Genomic DNA, 22,462 nt, shown 5'->3' with positions numbered 1-22,462 from the left:
CTGTGATTATTTGAGATTGTGTTTAATTAAGCAAAAATGCGTTTCCAGCTTTTTTTAACCGGTTTAATTTGTTTTCCTCTTTCTTGATTGTAGTGTGAGATGATCGCATCTTCATGCTTAGAATAAAATTCAGGATCAAAATTGGCATCTTTAAGATAAGCCATTACATCATCTACTTTTCGATTTTCTGTTAACCAGCGATCAAATATCTCGTGACGCATTCTTATACCAAAGGTGTTGATACCTAAAAACTCGTCTGTATCTTTATGATATGCTACTGTTACACATATATTCTCTACAGGATGTCTCCAGTGAAATTGATCTTCAAATTCTGGTTTTCTAGAACCACTTACCCATCCATAAGTTTGATATTCGACATCCATAAACTTAGCACTATTAAACCAGTGACCTGGATTATACTCTGTAGCATTGCCACATATAGTTTGTGCTAGCGCCTCACCCATCATACGGCCTGTATACCATACGGCCTCAATAGGTCTACGTCTACCTATTCCCTCGCGTTGCTCTGCACAGTCACCTATGGCATAAACATCTTTAACACTAGTCTCGAGCAATCTATTTACCATGACACCACGGCCTAATTCTATATCAGAATTTTTTAAGAAACTTACATTAGGCGACACGCCAGCTGTTAGACCAACTACATCACACTCTATAATTTCACCTGTTTCTTGGATTTTAATTGCTTTACACTTCCCGTTTCCGTCGTCTATAATTTCTTCTAGATTTTGTTCTAATCGTAAATCAATACCATTTGCAAGAATCTCTTCATTAACAAGCGCACTTTCTCCTGCAGGTAAAACACCGTTCCAGAAACTGCTTTCTCTTACTAAAAAGGTGACTGGTATATGACGTGAGTGAAGCATCTCTGCCATCTCTATCCCTATTAAACCACCACCTACTATTACAGCACGTTTACACACCTTGTTATTAGGCGCATTTTTTTCTAATTTTTCTAAATCTTGCTTGTGATACATACCTTGCACGCCGTCTAAATCCTGACCTGGCCAGCCAAATTTATTAGGAATACTACCGGTAGCTATAATCAACTTATCAAAGCTCATAGACTGACCATCAGTAAATTGTATACTTTTATTTGCACCAGAAACACTTTCTACCCAAGCGCTTTTTAACTCGATGCGGTTCTTTTTCCAAAACCAACTCTCATACGGTTGTGTATGCTCAAATTTCATATGCCCCATGTAGACATACATTAATGCTGTGCGAGAAAAAAAGTAATCTGTCTCTCCAGAAATGATTGTGATGCGCTTATCAGAATTTTTCCTGATATGCCTTGCTACCGTGACTCCTGCGACACCGTTTCCTATTATAACTATATGTTCCATGGCTTGATTATTAAAAATGACAAATCAACTATTTTCTTTATATTAGAAATAATCACATACCACACTTCGCATAGTACATTATTCCCTAAACATTATATTAAGAAAATATTGACGTTTCTAATTTACACAATAATCCGTAATACATATCACATTTTAATAACAAGGGTATGTTTAAAAGTTCCGCTTTCGCGAAAGCGAGTTAAAAACAAGCTTAAAACAAGCTGGCAAGAAAATTGATATTTCCTACATATTCAAACTCAAAGCTAAAATTGTATTAATTAAATTGTTTTTACCAAAAAAAAGAAGATTATTGTAGCTACAACTATATATTAATTCTTTTACGGTAGCTTCTCAACACTTCTATTTATGAAATTTTATTTGCCCCTATTTCTATTGATCAGCACGTTTTCTTGCCTATCTCAAAACACTAGTAAAACAAAGATTAACGGTATATCATTTGTCGCAACTCGAGACACCGTTAAAGAATCTTCTATAACACCGTTAAAAAAGTATCATGCAAATTATGCTGCGGTAATCCCATATGCGTGGATGAGAAGTCTAGAAGAACCTCTAGTTGTTTTTAATGAAAGAGAAGGCTGGTGGGGTGAAAAATCACATGGCGTTTCTGTAACGTCTAAGCACATGAAAAACCAAGATTTAAAGGTTCTTTTAAAACCTCAATTATGGATAGGTCGCGGACAGTACACAGGTCATATAAATTTAAAAACCGATGCCGAATGGAAGATTCTAGAAGATAGTTACACAGCATACATCATGAGATTTGCCCAGGTTGCTGCTCAAGAAAATATAAGTATGTTTTGTATAGGTACAGAATTAGATTCTTTTGTAAAAGCACGACCAGCTTACTGGAAAAAACTTATTAAAGAAATACGTAAAATCTACAAGGGTAAACTTACTTATGCCGGTAACTGGGATAGTTATAAATATGTTTCTTTTTGGGATCAGTTAGACTATATAGGAGTAGATGCTTATTTCCCTATGAGTGAAGAAAAAACACCTGACCATAATACCATCACTAACAGTTGGAAAAAATGGAAAAAAGAACTTAAAGATGTTTCAGATAAATACAACAAACAAATTCTTTTTACTGAATACGGTTATATAAGTGCCGATTATGCAGGTAAAGAGCCGTGGGCAAATGCTGGTGAAGACAAAGCTGTGAATCAAGAAGCACAACATATATTACTAGAAGGTCTATATAATAATGTATGGCATGAAAACTGGATGGCTGGCGGCTTTTTATGGAAACACCATCCTGTAAAAGGCAGACGCAGTCTTGAAAAAAGATTTACTACGCAAGATAAAAAAGCACAAAAAACCGTGCATGCCGCTTACAGCAAACAGTATTAATAGTTAGTGCATTTCAACATCTTCTTTATGAGTTTTAACAAGTATCCATTTATAGTATTTCTATTTATTCTGTTCAGTGCAAGTTCTTTGAGTACAGCGCAATTACTACACGACAAAGATCAATTTACAAGACAAGATTCTTTACGTGGCTCTATTACTCCAGAACGTGCCTGGTGGGATATTACCTATTATAATCTAGATGTAACTGTACTACCAGAAGATAAATTCATTTACGGTTCTAATACCATAACTTATAAAGTGCTAGAACCATATCAGGTTATGCAAATAGACCTGCAAGAGCCTATGTACATTACTATGGTGACACAAAAAGGTAAAGAACTAGAAGTAAAACATGAAGGAAATGCTCATTTTATCACCCTACAAGAAAACCAAACTACTGGTTCTAAGAATCAAATAAAAATAGATTTTGAAGGGCATCCACGTGAGGCTAGAAATGCGCCTTGGGATGGTGGTTTTTCTTGGAGAAAAGATAACAACGGAAAAGATTTTATTGCTACTTCTAATCAAGGTCTAGGTGCTAGTGTGTGGTGGCCATGTAAAGATCATATGTATCAAGAAGTAGATGGTATGACTATCTCTGTAAACGCTCCAGCAGGATTGATGAATGTGTCTAATGGACGTTTAACCGGTACAGAATTAAAACCAGACGGTAGTTCTACCTACACATGGGAAGTAAGAAATCCTATCAACAATTATGGTGTGAATATAAACATAGGTGATTATGTAAACTTCTCTGAAGTATATCAAGGAGAGGCTGGCCCGCTGGATATGAATTACTATGTTTTACGTGATAACCTAGATAAAGCCAAAAAACAATTTAAGGACGCACCTAAAATGATGAAAGCCTTTGAACACTGGTTCGGGCCTTACCCATTTTATGAAGACAGCTATAAACTTGTAGAAGTACCCTATTTAGGTATGGAACATCAAAGCTCTGTAACTTATGGAAACAGATATGTAAATGGTTACTTAGGTAGTGACCTTTCTGGTAGCGGTTGGGGAATGAAATTTGACTTTATCATCATACATGAATCTGGTCATGAATGGTTTGCAAACAATATTACAAACAAGGATATAGCAGACATGTGGATTCATGAAAGCTTTACCTCGTATTCAGAAAACCTATTTGTCGACTATTATTATGGTAAAGAAGCAAGCGCAGCTTATGTAATAGGCACGCGTCGCAAAGTGATGAATGACAAGCCTTTGATAGGTAAATATGATGTTAATAATGAAGGCTCTGGAGACATGTATTATAAAGGCGCCAACTTTTTACATACTCTGAGACAGATTACTAATGATGACGAAAAATGGAGACAGATCTTGCGTGGTCTTAATTTTGAATTCTATCATAAAACAGTAACCACCGCACAAATAGAAAATTATATTTCTGATCAAATGGAAATGGATTTAAATCCTGTTTTTAATCAATACTTGCGTGATACTCGCATTCCTAAATTAGAATATTCTATCAAAAAAAGAAACCTGCACTACCGCTGGGTAGATGTAGTAGATGGTTTTAAAATGCCTATTCAAGTATTGATAGATGGAAAAAAAGTCTGGATTACTCCTTCTTCAAAAATTCAAAAAATGAAGTTACCGTCTAAAAAATCAGATTTTGAAGTGGTTGAAGATTATTATGTGAAGTATAAGAAAAGGAGTAAATTGAGCTAATATGAATTATGCCAGCCTTTCCGATAGAATCAAAGCTTTTACAATTGATCAAATAATACTCATAGTCACTATGTTTATTACCTCAGAATTACTTTCTAATTTTGAAAATGTACCTACGTCACTAAGGATGCTATTATTTATATCCTTCTTCTTTTTGTATGAACCTATATGTATATCCTTTTTTAAAGGAACCATAGGACAGCAGTATATAAATATTAAAGTAGAAAAGGATAACGATCAAGGAACAGCAGTCAACTTTTTTCTAGCTATTATAAGAACCTTACTAAAATATTCTCTAGGTTGGATCTCTCTATTAACTATAAGTAGTAGCCCAAAGAAACAAGCTATTCATGATTCCATAGTAAAATCTATAGTGCTAAGAAACTAATTCTTTTAAACAATCCTCTACAGTCTCATAATCAAACTTAAAACCAGCGTCTAATAATCGTTGCGGATATACATATCTACTTTTCATCAACAATTCAGATTCTGATCCTATAATCGCGCTGCCCAATTCTACGAGCCATTTAGATTGTGATATGCCAAAAGGAACAGACAACTCTTTCCTTAAAATACCCATGAATTCTCTATTTGGTCTAGGCTGGGGCGCAGTAATATTTACAGATCCTGATAATTGAGATGAGATTAAAAAATCGATTGCTTTGCAAAAATCATTAATATGAATCCAACTTATAAATTGGTTTCCATTTCCTTGCTTGCCACCCATTCCTAATCTAGTGATGGTTTTTAATTTTGGAAAAGCACCACCATCTTTACCCATGACTATAGAACTACGTATGGCTATTTTACGCACATTTTCTATAGTAGTTGAATAGAATTCCTTCTCCCATGATTTGGCAATATTCATCGAGAAATCATCTCCTATCACACCAGTTTCTTCTGTATTAATAGTCGTTTCAGAATGCACATAAATGGTCGCTGTACTAGAATTTATAAATACTTTTGGCTTATTTACTGCTTTCTCCATCGCAAGATTTAGCGCGCGTGTGCTGTCTATACGAGAACTCAAAATAGCCGCTTTATTTTTATCCGTATAACGACAGTCTACCGATTTTCCTGCAAGATTAATGAGCGCCGTTGCACCTTCTAGATGCTCGCTCCACACTCCTAGATCTCTACCATTCCAGTAAGTTGTTTGTTGATCTCGCTTTCGCGAAAGCGTAACTACAACAAACCCTTTCTCCTCAAAATAATTCTTGAGAGCCATTCCTAAAAAGCCAGTACCACCAGCAATGATTATTTTTTTCATGAGAATAGAGCCTACCCCTAGCCCTTTCCAGAGGAAAGGGAATAAGAATAGTTTTTTAATTAAACAATGTAAGAATGATAACTAATACTACACAGCGGAAAGATAACCAAGAAACGGTAGGTAAATAACCCAATTTCATATTACCACAACGCCTTATATGTTCCAACAACATGACTCCTACTACCAGCATAAAGTAACCTATATAAAGGAATGGGTGCAATTCTATAAATTGCTGTAGTAGTAAAATGGGCAACAACAAAATCCCACCTAGTGTAGAAACAGCACTCATGTTACCTAGATAATCCCAACTGTTTTTACGTGACCATAAAAGAATCATCACACCTTGCCATACTACCTGACCGAAGCAGATCATATATTCTACATACCAAGGAGTTTGAAATCCGAAATAATCAGTAATTTGATATGTATAGTTATTAAGAACTAGACCTGTAAAAATTGCTGTAAAAAAGATGAATAATGTACGGTAGAAGTAGTTAAAGTCTGGCTCGCAGATTCTATCTTCTACAGGGCTCCTTTTATTTCCAGCAATGACTTTTCTATTGTAGGTAATGAATTTATACAACTGTTTTAGTGGAAAGTAGATGAAAGGAAACTTCAAAGGTTTCTTGATCCAGCTTTTCCCTTGCGAGAAAAGCTCAATCATAGAATCCAGTCCATAGATGGTTGTGCCCGTAACTGTATCGTGCAGCGCTACTTCATTTTGTGCACGATGCATATCGATGGTTGCGGTAAGATCCTGACCTACTAATTGATAAGGACTTATAGTGTCCTGATCTACCATGTTTAACTTTTTAAACGTACAGCCGTATATATTGCACATAGGACAGTTTTTATCGATGAGTAATTTGTGGTTTGAGATCATTGTAGTTAATTTAAATTGAGCTGAATTACCCTTTAGTAGCCGTAATCAAGTAATATCCAAAGCTTTTCATATGTAAGCCAGATAAAAGTGCATAGAAAGAACCTTTTAGGTTATGTAAACTTTCTTTTTTAAATGTTCTTTTGTTGAATAACTCTTTAATTACAAAACCAGCAATAGCAAATGGCACGTGTAGTACTGATGGTGCTACTCTAAATGATACATCTTCTACTTTTATATTCTTAAAACCTACTTTTTCCAGATTGAATTTATAATTATTGATGTTTTCTAATTGATCTAAATCCCAGTGATTACATAGTTTATTGTATGCAAATCGCCCACCTGAGCATAATTGTTGATGATTTTTCTTTAAAAATGCATCTGCAATAACAAGTCGTCTACCTGGTTTAAGAATTCTATGCGCTTCTCTTAATGAAGTAATAGAATGTCCACCATGACAAAAGCTTTCTATCGCGAGAGCCGCATCAAAACTATTAGAATCAAAAGAGGTGTTATTATAGTTTTGTAATTCAATTGAAGTATTATAAGGCTCTAGCAGTTGATTCCCTAGGTCAACTTGATATTTTGATAAGGTTACACCGGTAGCTTTTAAATCAGAATTGCGAGAAAGTGCATAGCGCATGGAGTTCCCGACACCACATCCTAAATCGATCATCGTTTTGTCACCTTTTAAGACATGTAATCTTTTGAGCACTTGGTTATTCATTTCATTGAGCATGGTATCTCTTTTTAACAAAGAAGTGCTATTAAAGCTATAGTAACCAAAATGCATATTAAAATCCTTACTCCAAAATTCATAATCCTGAGTAGCCTCATCGTATAAATCTACGGTAGTGATTTCCTTTTCATTTGATTCCAACTGAGTTGATAGGTTGATTGATTCCATATTTTTAAATTTTGATAAATTGAAAAAGAATTTTTGGTTCTATTATCTAACCTTGAGTAAGAAAAATTTGTTTACGACCGACACTACTATTGTATGAAATGAATATGAAGTAAAAAGCTGTCAAACCAGATAATATCATACCTATTGAAAAAGCATTCATGTCTTGATGGTGGTTAAATTCAAGCATATCATTAAATAACATAAAAAAGAATGTTACTATAAATAAGGATAGAAGTAAATGAGAAATTGTCATCCAACGTACTGTTTTAGAGATTTTGTTATATCGAGTTAATAAATAGACACTAGATACGACTTGAAATAGTCCAAGAAGCATCATAAATAACATACCAAATGGAGGAATTAGAAATAATACTAGGTTAGTAATTAAAACATACTTATTAATTTTAAACAAAAGTCTCATAATTTATAGTTTTAGAACTTTCAATAAAAACTGAAAGTTTGATTTAAATAAAAAAAGCTAAGAGATCGCTTTGATCAGCTTTTTCATGTAGTTATTGTTATTAATTTTAGTCATTAAGTTGGTTAAATTTTCCATCTGGCTTACAAAATCAGCTAGGTCAGACAGTAAAGATTGAAAGTGTTTTACATCTTCTTCTTTCCCTTCTAAAGTTGCTGCTTTAAGCTCGTTTAAAAGTCGTCTTACTGGTTCCAGTTCCCTGCGTTTGCGCTCTTCCATGATGTTTTGTGAAATAGTATGCACATCGTGCAACGCTACAAAAAACTCTTTGCGCTCTCCTAAAACTGTTTCTTTACGCACCAGTCTCCAGTTAATTAATTCACGTACGTTGGTATTGACATTCCCTCTACTCAACTGTACTTGCTCCATGATCTCGTCTGCACTTAATCCTTCAGGATAAGAAAGCAATAGTGCATGGATTTGTGCCATGGACTTAGATATTCCCCAAGAGCTTCCTAAAGAACCCCATGCCTGAATAAATTTTGATCTTCCTTCTTCTAATTTCATACGCCAAATATACAACTACTTTTTAAACTTTCAATAATTTCTGAAAGTTTAATTTGTGATAAGATTAATCTAATGTTATTAAGAGTAAAAATGTTTGTTCTAATTTTGCTTTCGCGAAAGCGAAATAAAACAACCCAATGACACAACAACAAGTTATAGAGAGTACGGTACAATTTGTAAAAACACAATTACAAGGAGCCGAAGGTGGACATGACTGGTTCCACATAGAACGTGTGTGGAAAAATGCAAAGTTGATTGCTCAAAATGAAGATTGCGATAAAGGCATAGTAGAATTAGGTGCCCTTTTACACGACATAGCCGACTCAAAATTTCACGATGGAGATGAAACCGTTGGCCCACGCGTCGCAAGAGAGTTTCTTACATCTCTAGAATTACCAGAAGAGGTCATAGTCCATGTAGAAAATATAATCAAATACATATCTTATAAAGGTGGTCACCAGAGTAAAGATTTTACTAGTAAAGAACTAGATATAGTACAAGATGCAGACAGACTGGACGCACTAGGTGCGATAGGAATAGCACGTAGTTTAAATTACGGAGGTTTTAAAAATAGAGCCATTTATGACCCCAATATTGCTCCAGACTTAAACATGACTAAGGAACAGTATAAAAAAAGCACGGCACCTACTATCAATCATTTTTATGAAAAATTACTTCTTTTAAAAGATTTAATGAATACAGATTCTGGTAAAGAAATAGCACAAAAACGTCATGATTACATGCAAGGCTTTTTAGATCAATTTCATGCAGAGTGGAATGGAGAACTATAAATGGTCTTTTAACTTTGTACTTTTACCTTCTTAATCTATTTCATGAATCCAGGACCTTTTGCACAACATAGAAGACAGTTTTTTCTGATAAAAATGCAGTATCTGGGATTTAGATTTCACGGCTGGCAGAAACAACCCAACAACATACCTACCGTAGAACATATGGTAACAAGGACCTTACGTTATGTTCTAGATCATTCTAATTTTAAAATTCTCGCTGCTGGAAGAACAGATGCAAAGGTGTCTGTGAATGAAGCATGGATAGAGCTTTTTCTAGATGCTGATGAAGAACTAGAAATGGAGCAGTTTCTATTAGATTTTAATCAGAATTTACCCAGTGACATAAGAGCGCTAGCGGTTCAAAAAACAGATAAGCATTTTAATGTGATACAGGCTCCTAAAGTAAAGGAGTACATCTACCTTTTCTCTCATGGGGAGAAATTCCATCCCTTTTGTGCTTCTATGATGGTATACATGAAGGAATCGCTAGACATCGATATAATGATGCAAGCGGCTAGACTCTTTGAAGGCACGCATGATTTCTGGTCGTACACTTATAAACCCACAGACACTACTATTACTACTTCGACTATAGAGAGTTGTTTTATAGAAAAGAATGATCTTTTTACAGCAAACTTCTTTCCTGAGGAGAGCTTTGTTTTTAGAGTAAAAGGAGAAGGTTTTAAGCGTCATCAAGTACGTTTAATGGTAGGAATGCTATTTGACCTAGGTATGCACAAACTCACGCTAGATGAGTTTAAGGAAACTCTAGAGGGCAGTAAAAAAATACATTTATCTCACATAGCACCGCCTAGTGGTTTAATGCTCTATAAAACAGAGCTCAAATAAATCTTAATTCTTATAGAAGTGTTAAAGTGATGTTTTCGTGATAAGTAGTCTCTATTTTTAGAGTTCATAAAAACACAATCATGAAAAAATACATTTTATTACTTGCAGTAGTACTTTCTAGTAGTGCTCTTTTTGCACAAGATCTTACTAAATTAAAATTAGACAAGAGTCCTATGGATGCTGCGTTCTTTCCTTCTGGAGCGGCACACCGTGCGTTTGCAAAAACTGACGAAGCTAAAATGGCTGCAGAGCCTAAAATTAGAGTTCTTTATGGACGTCCAGCTCTTAATGGCCGTAACGTTTTTAGAACTACTGAGAACAAAAAAGATGGTATTACTCAATATGGTAAATCATGGAGACTAGGAGCAAATGAAAGTACAGAGCTACTTTTAATGACAGACGCTATGATAGGTGGTAAACTAGTTAAGGCTGGTCGTTACTCTATAGTAGTAACGCCTACTGAAAAAGAATGGACATTCCACATCAATACTGAAAATGATGGATGGGGTAACTATTCTCATAAAGCAAATCTAGATGTAGTAACGGTTTCTGTTCCTGTTACTAACGATGGTAAAAGTCTAGAGCAATTAAGTATTGCACTTTATTCTCCAAAAAAGGATAACACAGTACATTTAAAAGCTGGATGGGGAACTTACAGAGCTGAGCTTCCTATTGTTTTAAAGTAATTAGCGCTCTAATAATTTATAAAAAGCAGTTTAACTTTAAATAGTTAAACTGCTTTTTTAGTTTCCGCTTTCGCGAAAGCGGAATAATTAACAAAAATCTAATCTGCTTCTGGAGCTAGTTCTACAACTAATCCGTCTAGAGCCTCAGTAATAGGTACCTGACAACCTAATCGAGAGTTCTCTTTTACGTTCTCAGCCTCCCAAAGCATGGCTTGCTCGTCATCATTACGTTCTCCTAGATCATGATCGCTTATCACATAACACTGACAGGTCGCACACATGGCCATACCACCACAAACCGCCTGTACTGGTAAGTCATAAGATTTACATACTTCCATGAGATTCATGTTCATGTCTGTAGGTGCAAGAACTTTATGCTCCACGCCTTCTCTATCTATAATGGTAATGTTTACGTCTTGCATTTATTTATTACCTATTTTTTTTACTACCGCTTTTTCTGCCTCTTTACGAGTACCATCAAATCCGTCTACACCACCTACAGTCGTGTATTTCATTACATACCTTTTATCTGGAAAGATGCGCTGGTAAGCACTTTGACACATTAATGTAGCCTCGTGAAAACCACAAAGAATCAGCTTTAATTTTCCTGGATATGTATTTACATCTCCTATGGCATAAATACCAGGTATATTAGTTTGATAATCTAGTGTGTTATCTACTTTGATAGCATTTTTTTCTATCTCTAATCCCCAGTTTGCGATAGGTCCTAATTTAGGTGCAAGACCGAATAATGGTATAAAAGCATCGCACTCGATAACTTCCATACGCTTTGCCTCATCATTATGTTGTAATAAAACAGACTCTACTTTATCCTCACCTTTTACATCAAGAATTTGTGCAGGAGTAATAAGTCTTATTTTTTTAGCATCTACGAGATCTTGAACTTTTTCTACACTATCCAGCGCCCCACGGAATTCTTCTCTTCTATGTACTAAAGTCACTTCAGAGGCTACGTCTGCTAGAAAAATAGACCAGTCTAGTGCTGAGTCTCCTCCACCAGCGATAACAACTTTTTTATCTCTATAAACTTCTGGATCTTTTATCATGTATGCTAGACCGTTGTCTTCATACTTTTCAATTCCATCTATAGCAGGTTTGCGCGGTTCAAAAGAACCTAATCCACCGGCTATGGCAACTACTTTTGTGTGGTGTTTTGTGCCTTTACTAGTAGTGACTATAAATGTACCGTCTTCTAGTTTTTCTATCTCTTCAGCTCTTTCTCCTAGGGTAAAACCAGGTTGAAAAGGCTCTATTTGTTTCATTAAATTATCTACAAGATCGCCAGCGAGAACCTCTGGAAAACCAGGTATGTCGTAGATAGGTTTTTTAGGATACAGCTCTGAACACTGCCCACCTGGTTGTGCTAGTGCATCAATAAGATGGCATTTAAGTTTTAATAAACCTGCTTCAAAAACGGTAAATAAACCTGTAGGCCCTGCACCTATTATTAAAATATCTGTAGTGATCATGTCTTGTTCCATAGCAACTTGTATGCCTATAATGTGGCTATTGCAAAGGTCGTGATCAATAACTTGTTAAGCAAATGATTAAGAAAAATCTAAACATGCAATCGTTTAGATTTTTCTTAATTGGATTATATTAACGGATATTGAATTTATAAGATGAAACCTACGCCCGCTGTGTTATTAGTTTTTTCATCTATAATTATAAATCTACCTAGGTTTTTATCTGTTGCATAAGAGGTCCCTATAATCTCCTTACTAGTTTTTACCGTGACTGTACCTATATCGTTTATTGCTAAAGTATCGGTTTCATTATGGTGATTCTTCATTAATTTTTCCCCACTTATCTTTAATTTACATCGTACTCTAGAAGTACCTTGTTGTAGAAGGTAGGTAGATCTTTCTGATAGAGCAGTATGATCCATCCAGCACAATTGTGCTTCTATGTTTTTTTGCTTTACATATTTATCACTTCCTACTATTAAGAAATCACCTCTAGTTACATTAATATCATTTTCTAATTCTACTATCACAGCCGACTCTTCTCTAGCTGTTTGAAAAGATTCTCCTGCTAGATAAATACTTTTTATTGTTGATTTCTGACTGGACGCGACTACTTCTACTGCATCACCTACAGAAAGGTCTCCACCTCGCACTGTAGCGGCATAACCTCTAAAATCATGGTACTGTTCTGTTTTAGGCCTGATAACGTTTTGAATATTTAAAGAAACTGTATTAAAGGTATTATTAACTTCTATACTTTCTAATATATTTAAAACAGACTGCTGTGTATACCAGGAGGTATTTAATGAAGGCTCTATAATATTATCTCCCTTAAGTGCAGATATAGGTACAAAATGTATCGTTCTATTTGCATCAGGGTATTCTATTGCAAGTTCTTCAATGGTTTTCTTTATATCTAGGAATATTTCTTCACTATAATCAACTAGATCCATTTTATTTACCGCAACAATAATATGGTTAGTAAGTAACAAATGATTGATTAAAAAGTGTCTTTCTGTTTGTGGCAACTTACCTTTTCTAGCGTCTACTAATATGATGGCAACATCGCTATTACTAGCTCCTGTAATCATATTTCTAGTGTACTCTTCGTGACCAGGAGTGTCTGCAATAATGTAACTACGCAAATTTGTAGAAAAATAAATATGCGCTACATCTATGGTAATACCTTGTTCTCTTTCGGCTATTAAACCATCTGTTGCCAGAGAAAAGTCCAAGTAATCATAACCTTTATTTCTACTACTGGTCTCTATCGCTTTTAATTTATCTTCTTCTAGGGATTTAGTTTCATACAGCAGTCTACCTATTAAAGTACTTTTACCATCGTCGACACTTCCTGCTGTTGCTATTTTAAGCACATTCTTCATAATTCTTTCTTTTAAAAATAGCCTTGTTGCTTACGTTTTTCCATCGCACCTTCACTACGTTTATCATCTATTCTTGCGCCACGTTCTGAAATTGTACTATCTGTAATTTCATTAATAACCGCATCAATTTCTGTGGCATGACTGAATACCGCTGCGGTACAACTCATGTCTCCTACCGTTCTAAATCGCACCCAACTTTTTTGAGTCACCTCATCTTCATCTTTATAAACATGTGGAGACACGGACCAGATCATACTATCTCTAATAAAAACCTCGCGTTCATGAGCAAAATAAATACTAGGAATTCCTATTTTTTCAGATCTTATGTAATTCCACACATCTAGTTCTGTCCAGTTAGATAATGGAAATGCGCGTACATTCTGTCCATGATCTATGGTGCCATTAAGTAATTCAAAAACTTCTGGCCTTTGATTTTTCTCGTCCCATTCACCAAATTCATTGCGTACAGAAAACACACGCTCTTTTGCTCTTGCTTTTTCTTCATCTCTACGAGCACCACCTATACATACATCAAACCCATGTTTTTCAATGGCATTAAGTAAAGTAGCCGTTTGTAATAAATTCCTACTGGCATAACGTCCAGATTCTTCTTTTGAAATACCTGCATCTATATCATCTTGTACGTGAGCAACAATTAATTTCAGGCCTAGTTTTTCTACCAACTCATCTCTAAAAGAAATGGTCTCAGGGAAATTATGACCTGTATCAATATGCAATAACGGAAAAGGAATAGGCGCCGGATAAAAAGCTTTATGAGCAAGATGTACTAATGTGATACTATCCTTACCTCCAGAGAATAATAAAACTGGCTTTTCAAACTGACCAACTACTTCTCTTATGATATAGATAGCTTCTGACTCTAAAATATTAGGTTCTAGAAGCTTGTTAATTGTGGATTCCACATTCTCTATTTTCGATAACTTTTGTGGGGTCATAATATTTGAATTCGTTTTTTAAATTATTTTGTTCTAGGTATTCGTCCAGTTGGTTATCATCATAATCATAAAAAGGAGATACCTTAAGAACGTCATTTGCACCATAAGAAAGCACATCTATAGAATCTCTAAATGCAGTCTGTCCTTTTCTCAGATTTGTAAACCACACGTCAGGACTCCATTCCTTCATAGCACGTTTAAAAGGTTCTAACTTTACTTGTTCACTAAAAAGAGCATGAGACGGATTATCCAAATCTGGAATACCCATAATTACATTTCTATATGCTACAGATTGCTTAGGTACATATATTTTGAGATTTAAATCAAGTAACTCTCTTACATACTCTACATGCTTATAAGTCTGAATGGTATTATAACCTGTATCGCACCAAATGACTGGTATATCTTTTTTTACTTGTGTTACCAAATGAAGAATAGCCACTTCATAAGGTCTGAAATTAGTTGTTATAATAGGGTTCACCGCTTCTTCTAGTACCTGGCTAACTCTATACAAAGGCTGCTCATTTTTGAGAGCCTCATTATACTTTTGTACGGACTGTTTGTTTATTTTTTTCATTATTTGGATTTGTGATTTTATCCCATAGACGTTCATGAATAAAGTATAAAACCATTTTACTAAAAACCTCTATACCTCCTATAGTAAGTGCTATATCTATTTTGGAAGTAAGTAACCACGATATCATTATGGTATCTAATGTACCTATGACACGCCAGCTTATTGTTTTCCATAATGCAATTTTCCAGTTGGGATCACTAGATTTTTCATTATCAAAAAATTCAGGTTTATAAATTCTATCTAAAATCAAAGGAACTTCTATTTAAAATGCAAAATTAAAGAATAAAAGATTTACCCTATAGGGTTAGTAGAGTAATTATTCAAATAAATATTCTAAGGTGTTTATTTAAATCGTAAAGTCGGTTTAGAAAATGAGAAATTGGTAGAAACAAAAAATCCATCTAAGTAGATGGAGAGTGATTGTTTTTGAACGGCCAGCCGCGAGCAGTTATAATAAGAAAACAGCCCATCTTAATATCGTAAGCTACTCGCGTTGTGTGACCTATCCAAAACTATTGTTAAAACTTAACAGTGCAAATATATAACAATTTTTAAACCCTACAAGCCTTATAGGATAATATCGTATTAATATTTTGCTAATTAAATTTTGAGGATATGATAATCCTATCACACAAAACTGATTATTTTAATGATTACAGCTTATCTAGATCAAATCTTTAAGCGTTTGATTTTCTAAAATAGCAAGCGTATTATCTCTTACCTGAATCATTAACTTATTAACAGCACAAGCATCTTCATCCACACAGTCTTCACACTTTTCATAGAAATTAAGACTGACACAAGGCAACATAGCAATAGGACCTTCTAAAATGCGATGCACTGTGGACATTCTAATTTTCTCAGGTAATTGCATTAGATAATAACCACCACCTTTTCCCTTGCGACTACCTAGAATACTGTTCTTACGTAGTTCTAAAAGAATAGCTTCAAGAAATTTGTGTGGAATTTTTTCTGACTCTGCAATGGTAGCAATAGAAGTAGGCACCTGATCTTCTTGTCTAGCAAGATAAGTGAGTGCTTTTATACCGTATTTTGTTTTTCTAGATAGCATTCTCAAATTTAATACATTCTTAGATTCTACGTTAACAGATAGAAACGTTTCTTTTATCAAAACCGATCTACATTAATACAATAGTATTATCTAATCATCTCACAACTACATATAGTAGTTCTAACCAGTAATTATATAGTAAGAGGTATTAGATTTTCATTCATCATCATGAAACAAGTAATTAAATCAATATAAAATTCTTTGAAAAAATAGATTACACAAGCTCTAACTGTTTCATAGCCATAATACTTATAGCTCTTATCTTAAATAAAAAATCAAGAATAAGATAAACTCATAGCTATTAACTACCGGTAGATTGTTGCTAAATAAATTAAAACAGCTCAAAAGAGACAAGCAATAAAACGAATAAAAAGAACAAAAGTTAAAGTAACACACTCAAATCAATTAAAATTAATCGATAAACGGCATGAATGATTATTGATCATATGACTAGTTACTCATGTAAAAACAGATGTAATAAATTAGTATATTGTATATTTTTTCCTACAAATTAAATTTTATAAATTATTGAAAAACCACTGATTCTTAAAACATTGTTTTAGTTAATGACTTAATTAGAACTGAAAATAAAACAAATTATATATTTTTTCTTACAAGAAAAAAATCACCAATACTCATGTAAACAACTGAATATAAATAATTTCCAAAACATCATGTTATCGAAAATACCGATCTACTTAACCTAAACACCAATCTTAACCCTTAACTTTGAATGAGTTTTACATCAAACATAGAACTGCAAAAACCACGAATTTCACTTTATGATTGCAGCACCCTTGCCACTTAATGAAAAAGCTAGAATAAAAGCATTAGAAAGCCTTAACATTTTAGATTCTTTACCAGAACAACAATATGATAACATCACTGAACTAGCGTCCTATATATGTGGCACTCGTAACGCGGTAATTTCTTTGGTAGACGAGAACAGACAGTGGTTTAAATCTAATCTAGGTATGGCAGTTTGTGAGACGCCACGAGAGGTTAGTTTTTGTGCACACGCTATTCATAATCCTAGTGAGTTGATGGAAATCCCTAATGCTCTAGAAGACCCTAGATTTAAAAATAATCCACTTGTGCATGATAAGGATAATCCTGTAATATTTTATGCAGGTGTACCTATACTAGACCAGACAGGATTTGCGTTAGGAACTCTTTGTGTACTAGATAACAAGCCTAAAAAACTGAGTAATAAACAAAGAAAAGGCTTACTTAACCTAGCTCAACAGGTTCAAGAGCTCTTAAAACTACACGTACTCAATACAGAGCTTAAAGTGTCTAGATCCCATTTAAAAAAACACAATGATCTTTTAAAAGATTTTGCAGGTACCGTATCGCATGATATGAAAATGCCACTGGCAAATCTTATTGTGACTTCTGATATTTTAAATAAAAAATACTCAAGTATTTTAGATGATTCAGGTAGAGAATACCTTAGTTATCTCAAAAAATCTTCTTTATCACTAAGCGATTATATTACAAATATTCTTGCTCATTACGAGAGCTCTTCTTACAATGTAGATGACCGTAAAAGCTTTGATGTAAATGACTTATTAGAAAACATAATTGAATTAATTAACATCAAACACCATTGCGACATTCACCTGCCAGAAGTGAATCATACTATTCACTGCAATCGTGTGGCACTTGAACAAATATTCCTGAATTTAATAGGTAATAGTATTAAGTATAACGACAAAGAAGAAACCGTTATAGATTTAAGCATCACTCTAGATGATAGTCATTATATTTTCAAAATTAAGGATAACGGTCGTGGCATACCTGAGGATAAATTAGAAACCATTTTTGATTTATTTTCTACTGTAGGAGAATACGATCGTGAGGGACAGAAAGGACATGGAATAGGGCTTTCCACCGTAAAGCAGCTCGTAGAAAAATTAGGAGGAGAAATTTCAGTAGACTCCGTACTAGGTAAAAACACCACCTTTACATTTAGTATTGCTCAATAAATTATGATACATGTTCCGCTTTCGCGAAAGCGGAACATGTATCCAAAAAATCATAAGTACTTATCCAGCCACTAAAACCTCTTTACACGTTTTACTCACCTTTATAATATCTGACAGTAAACCTCTAGCTGTTACTTCTCTTCCAGCACCAGCACCTTTTATCACCAGCGGATGTGACGCATAGCTTTCTGAATAAATTTCAAAGAGACTTATAAATTAATTGAACCATATTCAATTCTCTAAATAAAAAAATCTAATCCCTATCTCTTTAATGCAAAATGACCTTGAAAAACAACGACGTTGTTTTTTACCGTTTTAAACCAGTAATCACTACCAGGCATAGGACTACCATTAAACGTACCATCCCAACCTATCTCATCACTTTCAACTTGGCTTAAAAGTTTACCATACCTATCAAATATCGATGTTATGTAAACCTCATTAGACTTGCTTCCTAAAATATTCCAAGTATCATTAAAACCATCCTGATTAGGAGTAAAAAATCTAGGGTAACCTATTAGGTTAAAAGTCTTAGTAACTGTACCGCAGTCTGGTATTTCATGAACTGAAATCTCATACTCCCCATATTCTAAGTTTTGAAAAACATTTGAAGACTGACTGGCCACGTTAGGTATGGTATAAACAAAATCACCAATAGAAGCCATCTGCACAGTAACAGATTTATTTACTGAATCTATAATAATATCATCTATCACTGGCGGTGAAGTAGGAACTATTTCAAAATTAAAAGTAGAAGAACAAATTGCTCCACTAATTAATTTTTCTACTGTTAGACTGTGCATGCCATAAGAACTAAATTGTGATTGATAAGTTGTTGAACCATTAGACCAAGAATAAGAAAGATAAGAGTCATCTACTTCTAAGTTTAAAGTATCACCACTGCACAACTCGTAAACATCAGATAATTCTTCTACCGTTACTTCTATAGTATTTAATCTTATGAGAGGTACCGCTATTAAATCGCAATAAGTATCTGGGTGAATAATAGAGACAATAATGGATTGACTATTAGTAGAATTGAACTCATAAGCCGATGGTAAATTAATTGAATTTCTTTGTAAAATGGCATCTTGTCTATTTTCATAATAATTAAAAATAAAGTTATTTGTATTCGCATAATAATTAGCTACCTCAGACTCGATTACCGTTAAGTCAACAACAGAGCCATTACTTCCTTGATCAACACATACGGTAATGTCTAAAATGAAATCATTAGGAATAGGACTGTATTCTTTTGTTATTAATGATAACTCAATAGTACTACTACATCCATATCGATTATCTACAACTAAAAATAGACTTTGTGAATATGGGGTTTGATTAACAAAAGAAATATTAGTATCAATTTCATTAGTACGGTTCAAAGCATCTGTTTGCGTAGCGTAAAATGAAAGTTTCTCACCTTTATATAATCTAGAGACCAGTGGTGTCAATCTATTTAAATCAAATGATGCTATTCCATTACCATCATAATCACATCCCGTAAAAGGATCTATAGGACTACTAAGTAATGGTGGATCAAATATTCTTATGTAACGTACAAATTCTTTTTGTAATCCATTTACGATAGCTGTTGCCACTACCCTGTACTTTCCAGCAGCTGTAAATTGATGATTAGGTGTTAAGGAAGTACTTGTATTATTTACACCACTTGCTGGGTCATTAAAGTCCCATGACACTTGAGTAACATTTTCAGTAAGACTAAAATTTGTCAGACTCCCTAGACACTGATCACCTACTTCTATATATTCTACTATAGTATTTGTTATAAAATTAGCGCGAATAGGTTGGCCATAATTAAAATCAGAAGTATTATTTTGATAGTTATCAATAAAGTTAGAAGTTAAACCTAATAGATTAGGATTATCAACTCTAGCTAGCCATGTACCACCAGGTGCATAAATACGACCATCAACTGCTAGAAATAAACTGTTATAGCGTGCGAAGTAATTATCTGGCCCAACATCATTAGATATTTGAGTTTCACTAGCTATTATCTGACTAATATTAGAAAGTGATAAATCATATTGAAATACTTTACTCCTTAAATTAGAAAATTGTATACCATGTCCTGCGTTATAAAATGGTTGAGACCGATCCTGGGTAAGAACATATAACTTAGAAGAATCTCCAGAAAAAGCAGCATTTGTGTATCGTTCTTCATCAACTAATTCTCTACCTATATTTTGATTATTTGAAATTACACCTGTGGTTGAATCAAAATCATACAGATGCAATATCCCTTTATTAATAGAATTAACAATAGCTATCTTACTTCCATCTGGCGATACAACAGCTTTACCTGTTCCAGAGTTTAAATTAACATTAACAGAATAAACTGTTGAAAAGGAGTTATACGCTACTGAACTGACCACTGGTGTTGGATTAAAACCATTAGAATCAATTTTATAACTTAGAAAATCAGTTGAATCATTACGCTGGATTATTATCCAATAAGAACCATCTTCTTTGTTGAAGTAACCCATCATATTTCTCGGGAAAACTTCTTGTTCAATTCTTCTTATACTACCATTTACTATTCCACCAGCTCCAGAATTTAACCTGAAATCAAATTCACAAATGATCAAATCATATATTGGATAAGTTCCATAATTATTACCGATTAGGTAATACTTATAAATGGACTCAGGATGAGGAACAATTAAAAGACTCTGCGTATTGTGGGTAGGAATAGAAGTAGCAATTCCCTCTGTAAATAAATTTACAATATTACGTTCCTTAAATGGGTCTATCAAATAAGGATTGTAATTAACAGTATAGGTAGAAGTTGTACCAGTAAGCAATGATCTACCATTTGCCATTGCATCAATTGTAGCAATCGAAAGTGGACTAATATGAAGGAGAAACTCTCCCTCACCTCGACTAAAATCCATCGTACCACTTGATGTTGGCCATTGATCTGGATATCCTTGTGAATAACTCCAAAATGAAATAATACTAATACATAAAAAAAGATGTAGTTTCATTTTACCTTAAAGTTTTAACTAATAAAGATGTAAATATACATGTTAGTTTGTTAATTTTTTGAGATAAAACAATTTTCTTATTCTTACTTATCCAGCCACTAAAACCTCTTTACACGTTTTACTCACCTTTATAATATCTGACAGTAAACCTCTAGCTGTTACTTCTCTACCTGCACCAGCACCTTTTATCACCAGCGGATTAGACGCATAGCTTTCTGAATAAATTTCAAAGAAGCCATCACTACCTTTTAACTGTCCTGCGGGACTACTTTTAGGTACAGCTTTAAGCGATACTTTAAGTACTCCATTAACCACATCTAACTCGCCTAGATGTCGCAATACTTGATCGCTAGCGAGGGCATCTTTCTTCTCCTGCAACACCTCATCTAACAAAGTCACCTGGTCTAGAAATTGATTAAGCGAGGCTGTTCTTAAAGAAGGAATAACTAAATTATCGATTTCTATATCGTCAAATTCTAGTTTTAATCCTGCTTCTCGAGCAAGTACTAATAGTTTTCTAGCCACATCATTACCTGATAGATCTTCTCTAGGGTCTGGCTCTGTATAACCATCTTTTAATGCATCGATTACTATTTCAGAAAACGGTTTGTTTTCTTCACTGAAACGGTTAAAAATGTAACTTAATGATCCTGAAAAAACACCATTAATAGCAAACAATTGCTCACCGCTATTATAGAGATCTCTTACCGCATTAATGATAGGTAAACCTGCTCCTACATTAGTCTCGTACTCAAACTGCAATCCTTTATTTTTAAGAGCTGTGCGTATGACATCATAAAAGGACTGCGATAAGGTGTTTGCAATTTTATTTGCTGTTATAATATTAAAATTATGATCTAATAATTCAGGATAATGCTGAGACACCTCTTTACTTGCCGTGGCATCTATTGCTATTTTAGTAACGTCATAAAGGTTTGCAACTTTATAAAAACTATCACTTTCTCTAACTACAGAGATAGAGCTGAAATCTTCTTTCCATTTTTGTGTTATCCCATTTGGGTCAATTAGTACTCTCTTTGAATTTGCAAGACCTATAATTTTAAGGTCTAAATTATGTTTGTTTTTAAAAAAGGAATGTGATTGCAGTACTTGATTAATCAACGTACTGCCTACATTCCCTATTCCGAATATATATAAATGTATTTGTTTCATTTGTGAGTTTTGGAT

General features: G+C 34.1%; 23 protein-coding genes. 7 read left to right on the top strand and 16 right to left on the bottom strand.

What is annotated here, in order from left to right:
• Positions 1-26 precede the first annotated feature (26 nt).
• A complete protein-coding gene (locus ACJJVJ_RS12440) occupies positions 27-1,367 on the bottom strand; it encodes an NAD(P)/FAD-dependent oxidoreductase (protein ID WP_405370648.1) in 1,341 nt (446 codons plus the stop codon).
• Positions 1,368-1,733: 366 nt separating this feature from the next.
• On the opposite strand from ACJJVJ_RS12440, the gene ACJJVJ_RS12435 reads away from it, so the two are divergent.
• Genes ACJJVJ_RS12435 through ACJJVJ_RS12425 form a run of 3 tightly spaced genes read left to right on the top strand, consistent with a single transcriptional unit; the run spans position 1,734 to position 4,821 of the window.
• The gene (locus tag ACJJVJ_RS12435; protein ID WP_405370647.1) at positions 1,734-2,738 is read left to right on the top strand and encodes a glycoside hydrolase family 113; all 1,005 of its coding nucleotides are present in this window, start codon (positions 1,734-1,736) and stop codon (positions 2,736-2,738) included.
• 27 nt (positions 2,739-2,765) lie between these two features.
• Positions 2,766-4,433, top strand: coding sequence for a M1 family metallopeptidase (locus ACJJVJ_RS12430; RefSeq protein ID WP_405370645.1), 1,668 nt, complete (start codon positions 2,766-2,768; stop codon positions 4,431-4,433).
• Position 4,434: 1 nt separating this feature from the next.
• Positions 4,435-4,821, top strand: a complete 387-nt coding sequence (locus ACJJVJ_RS12425; protein ID WP_405370643.1) for an RDD family protein — start codon at positions 4,435-4,437, stop codon at positions 4,819-4,821.
• Here the strand turns inward: ACJJVJ_RS12425 and ACJJVJ_RS12420 are convergent.
• The 5 genes from ACJJVJ_RS12420 to ACJJVJ_RS12400 form a co-directional block, all read right to left on the bottom strand.
• Positions 4,810-5,703, bottom strand: a complete 894-nt coding sequence (locus ACJJVJ_RS12420) for a TIGR01777 family oxidoreductase (RefSeq protein WP_405370641.1) — start codon at positions 5,701-5,703, stop codon at positions 4,810-4,812. The genes ACJJVJ_RS12425 and ACJJVJ_RS12420 overlap by 12 nt on opposite strands.
• 55 nt (positions 5,704-5,758) lie before the next feature.
• Entirely contained in the window at positions 5,759-6,586 is an 828-nt protein-coding gene (locus tag ACJJVJ_RS12415; protein ID WP_405370639.1) for a hypothetical protein, read from the bottom strand.
• A gap of 25 nt (positions 6,587-6,611) precedes the next feature.
• A complete protein-coding gene (locus tag ACJJVJ_RS12410) occupies positions 6,612-7,490 on the bottom strand; it encodes an SAM-dependent methyltransferase (protein ID WP_405370637.1) in 879 nt (292 codons plus the stop codon).
• 46 nt (positions 7,491-7,536) lie between these two features.
• Positions 7,537-7,677, bottom strand: a complete 141-nt coding sequence (locus ACJJVJ_RS12405) for a hypothetical protein (protein ID WP_405370635.1) — start codon at positions 7,675-7,677, stop codon at positions 7,537-7,539.
• Positions 7,678-7,968: 291 nt separating this feature from the next.
• Entirely contained in the window at positions 7,969-8,475 is a 507-nt protein-coding gene (locus tag ACJJVJ_RS12400; protein WP_104513810.1) for a GbsR/MarR family transcriptional regulator, read from the bottom strand.
• 137 nt (positions 8,476-8,612) lie between these two features.
• On the opposite strand from ACJJVJ_RS12400, the gene ACJJVJ_RS12395 reads away from it, so the two are divergent.
• The 3 genes from ACJJVJ_RS12395 (at position 8,613) to ACJJVJ_RS12385 (ending at position 10,801) form a co-directional block, all read left to right on the top strand.
• Positions 8,613-9,266 (top strand): HD domain-containing protein, encoded by a 654-nt coding sequence (locus ACJJVJ_RS12395; protein WP_405370633.1) that lies wholly within the window; start codon positions 8,613-8,615, stop codon positions 9,264-9,266.
• A 42-nt stretch (positions 9,267-9,308) separates the two neighbouring features.
• On the top strand, positions 9,309-10,115 hold the full coding sequence (locus tag ACJJVJ_RS12390) for a tRNA pseudouridine(38-40) synthase TruA (RefSeq protein WP_405370631.1): 807 nt from the start codon (positions 9,309-9,311) through the stop codon (positions 10,113-10,115).
• An 80-nt stretch (positions 10,116-10,195) separates the two neighbouring features.
• Entirely contained in the window at positions 10,196-10,801 is a 606-nt protein-coding gene (locus ACJJVJ_RS12385) for a DUF2911 domain-containing protein (protein ID WP_405370629.1), read from the top strand.
• Between the two features lie 98 nt (positions 10,802-10,899).
• Here ACJJVJ_RS12385 and ACJJVJ_RS12380 read toward each other — a convergent pair whose 3' ends face one another.
• From ACJJVJ_RS12380 to ACJJVJ_RS12350, 7 genes are all read right to left on the bottom strand, one after another.
• Entirely contained in the window at positions 10,900-11,223 is a 324-nt protein-coding gene (locus tag ACJJVJ_RS12380; RefSeq protein WP_104513817.1) for a 2Fe-2S iron-sulfur cluster-binding protein, read from the bottom strand.
• Positions 11,224-12,291 (bottom strand): NAD(P)/FAD-dependent oxidoreductase, encoded by a 1,068-nt coding sequence (locus ACJJVJ_RS12375; RefSeq protein WP_405371263.1) that lies wholly within the window; start codon positions 12,289-12,291, stop codon positions 11,224-11,226. It lies immediately after the preceding gene.
• 146 nt (positions 12,292-12,437) lie between these two features.
• Positions 12,438-13,673: a sulfate adenylyltransferase subunit 1 gene (locus tag ACJJVJ_RS12370; protein WP_405370627.1), complete on the bottom strand. Its 1,236-nt coding sequence runs from the start codon at positions 13,671-13,673 to the stop codon at positions 12,438-12,440.
• An 11-nt stretch (positions 13,674-13,684) separates the two neighbouring features.
• Complete coding sequence (cysD, locus tag ACJJVJ_RS12365; RefSeq protein WP_394340822.1) at positions 13,685-14,596, bottom strand: sulfate adenylyltransferase subunit CysD; 912 nt, start codon at positions 14,594-14,596, stop codon at positions 13,685-13,687.
• Entirely contained in the window at positions 14,580-15,206 is a 627-nt protein-coding gene (locus tag ACJJVJ_RS12360; protein ID WP_405370625.1) for a phosphoadenosine phosphosulfate reductase family protein, read from the bottom strand. Before ACJJVJ_RS12360 ends, cysD begins: the two co-directional genes overlap by 17 nt.
• On the bottom strand, positions 15,169-15,456 hold the full coding sequence (locus tag ACJJVJ_RS12355; RefSeq protein WP_405370623.1) for a DUF2061 domain-containing protein: 288 nt from the start codon (positions 15,454-15,456) through the stop codon (positions 15,169-15,171). Before ACJJVJ_RS12355 ends, ACJJVJ_RS12360 begins: the two co-directional genes overlap by 38 nt.
• A 414-nt stretch (positions 15,457-15,870) precedes the next feature.
• Positions 15,871-16,278, bottom strand: coding sequence for an Rrf2 family transcriptional regulator (locus ACJJVJ_RS12350; protein ID WP_104513822.1), 408 nt, complete (start codon positions 16,276-16,278; stop codon positions 15,871-15,873).
• A gap of 782 nt (positions 16,279-17,060) precedes the next feature.
• Between ACJJVJ_RS12350 and ACJJVJ_RS12345 the strand changes: the two genes are divergently transcribed.
• A complete protein-coding gene (locus ACJJVJ_RS12345; RefSeq protein WP_405370622.1) occupies positions 17,061-18,266 on the top strand; it encodes an ATP-binding protein in 1,206 nt (401 codons plus the stop codon).
• A gap of 60 nt (positions 18,267-18,326) precedes the next feature.
• On the opposite strand, the gene ACJJVJ_RS12340 is transcribed toward ACJJVJ_RS12345, so the two are convergent.
• The 3 genes from ACJJVJ_RS12340 to ACJJVJ_RS12330 form a co-directional block, all read right to left on the bottom strand.
• A complete protein-coding gene (locus ACJJVJ_RS12340) occupies positions 18,327-18,464 on the bottom strand; it encodes a hypothetical protein (protein ID WP_405371261.1) in 138 nt (45 codons plus the stop codon).
• A 62-nt stretch (positions 18,465-18,526) separates the two neighbouring features.
• Complete coding sequence (locus ACJJVJ_RS12335) at positions 18,527-21,274, bottom strand: T9SS type B sorting domain-containing protein (protein ID WP_405370620.1); 2,748 nt, start codon at positions 21,272-21,274, stop codon at positions 18,527-18,529.
• Positions 21,275-21,361: 87 nt separating this feature from the next.
• Positions 21,362-22,447, bottom strand: a complete 1,086-nt coding sequence (locus ACJJVJ_RS12330; RefSeq protein ID WP_405370619.1) for an aspartate kinase — start codon at positions 22,445-22,447, stop codon at positions 21,362-21,364.
• Positions 22,448-22,462 lie beyond the last annotated feature (15 nt).

The sequence above is a fragment of the Nonlabens sp. Asnod2-A12 genome, assembly GCF_045063745.1.
Lineage (GTDB): Bacteria > Bacteroidota > Bacteroidia > Flavobacteriales > Flavobacteriaceae > Nonlabens > Nonlabens xylanidelens.
The sequence above is the reverse complement of the archived record's forward strand: the minus strand, read 5'-3'. Positions and strand labels throughout refer to the sequence as shown.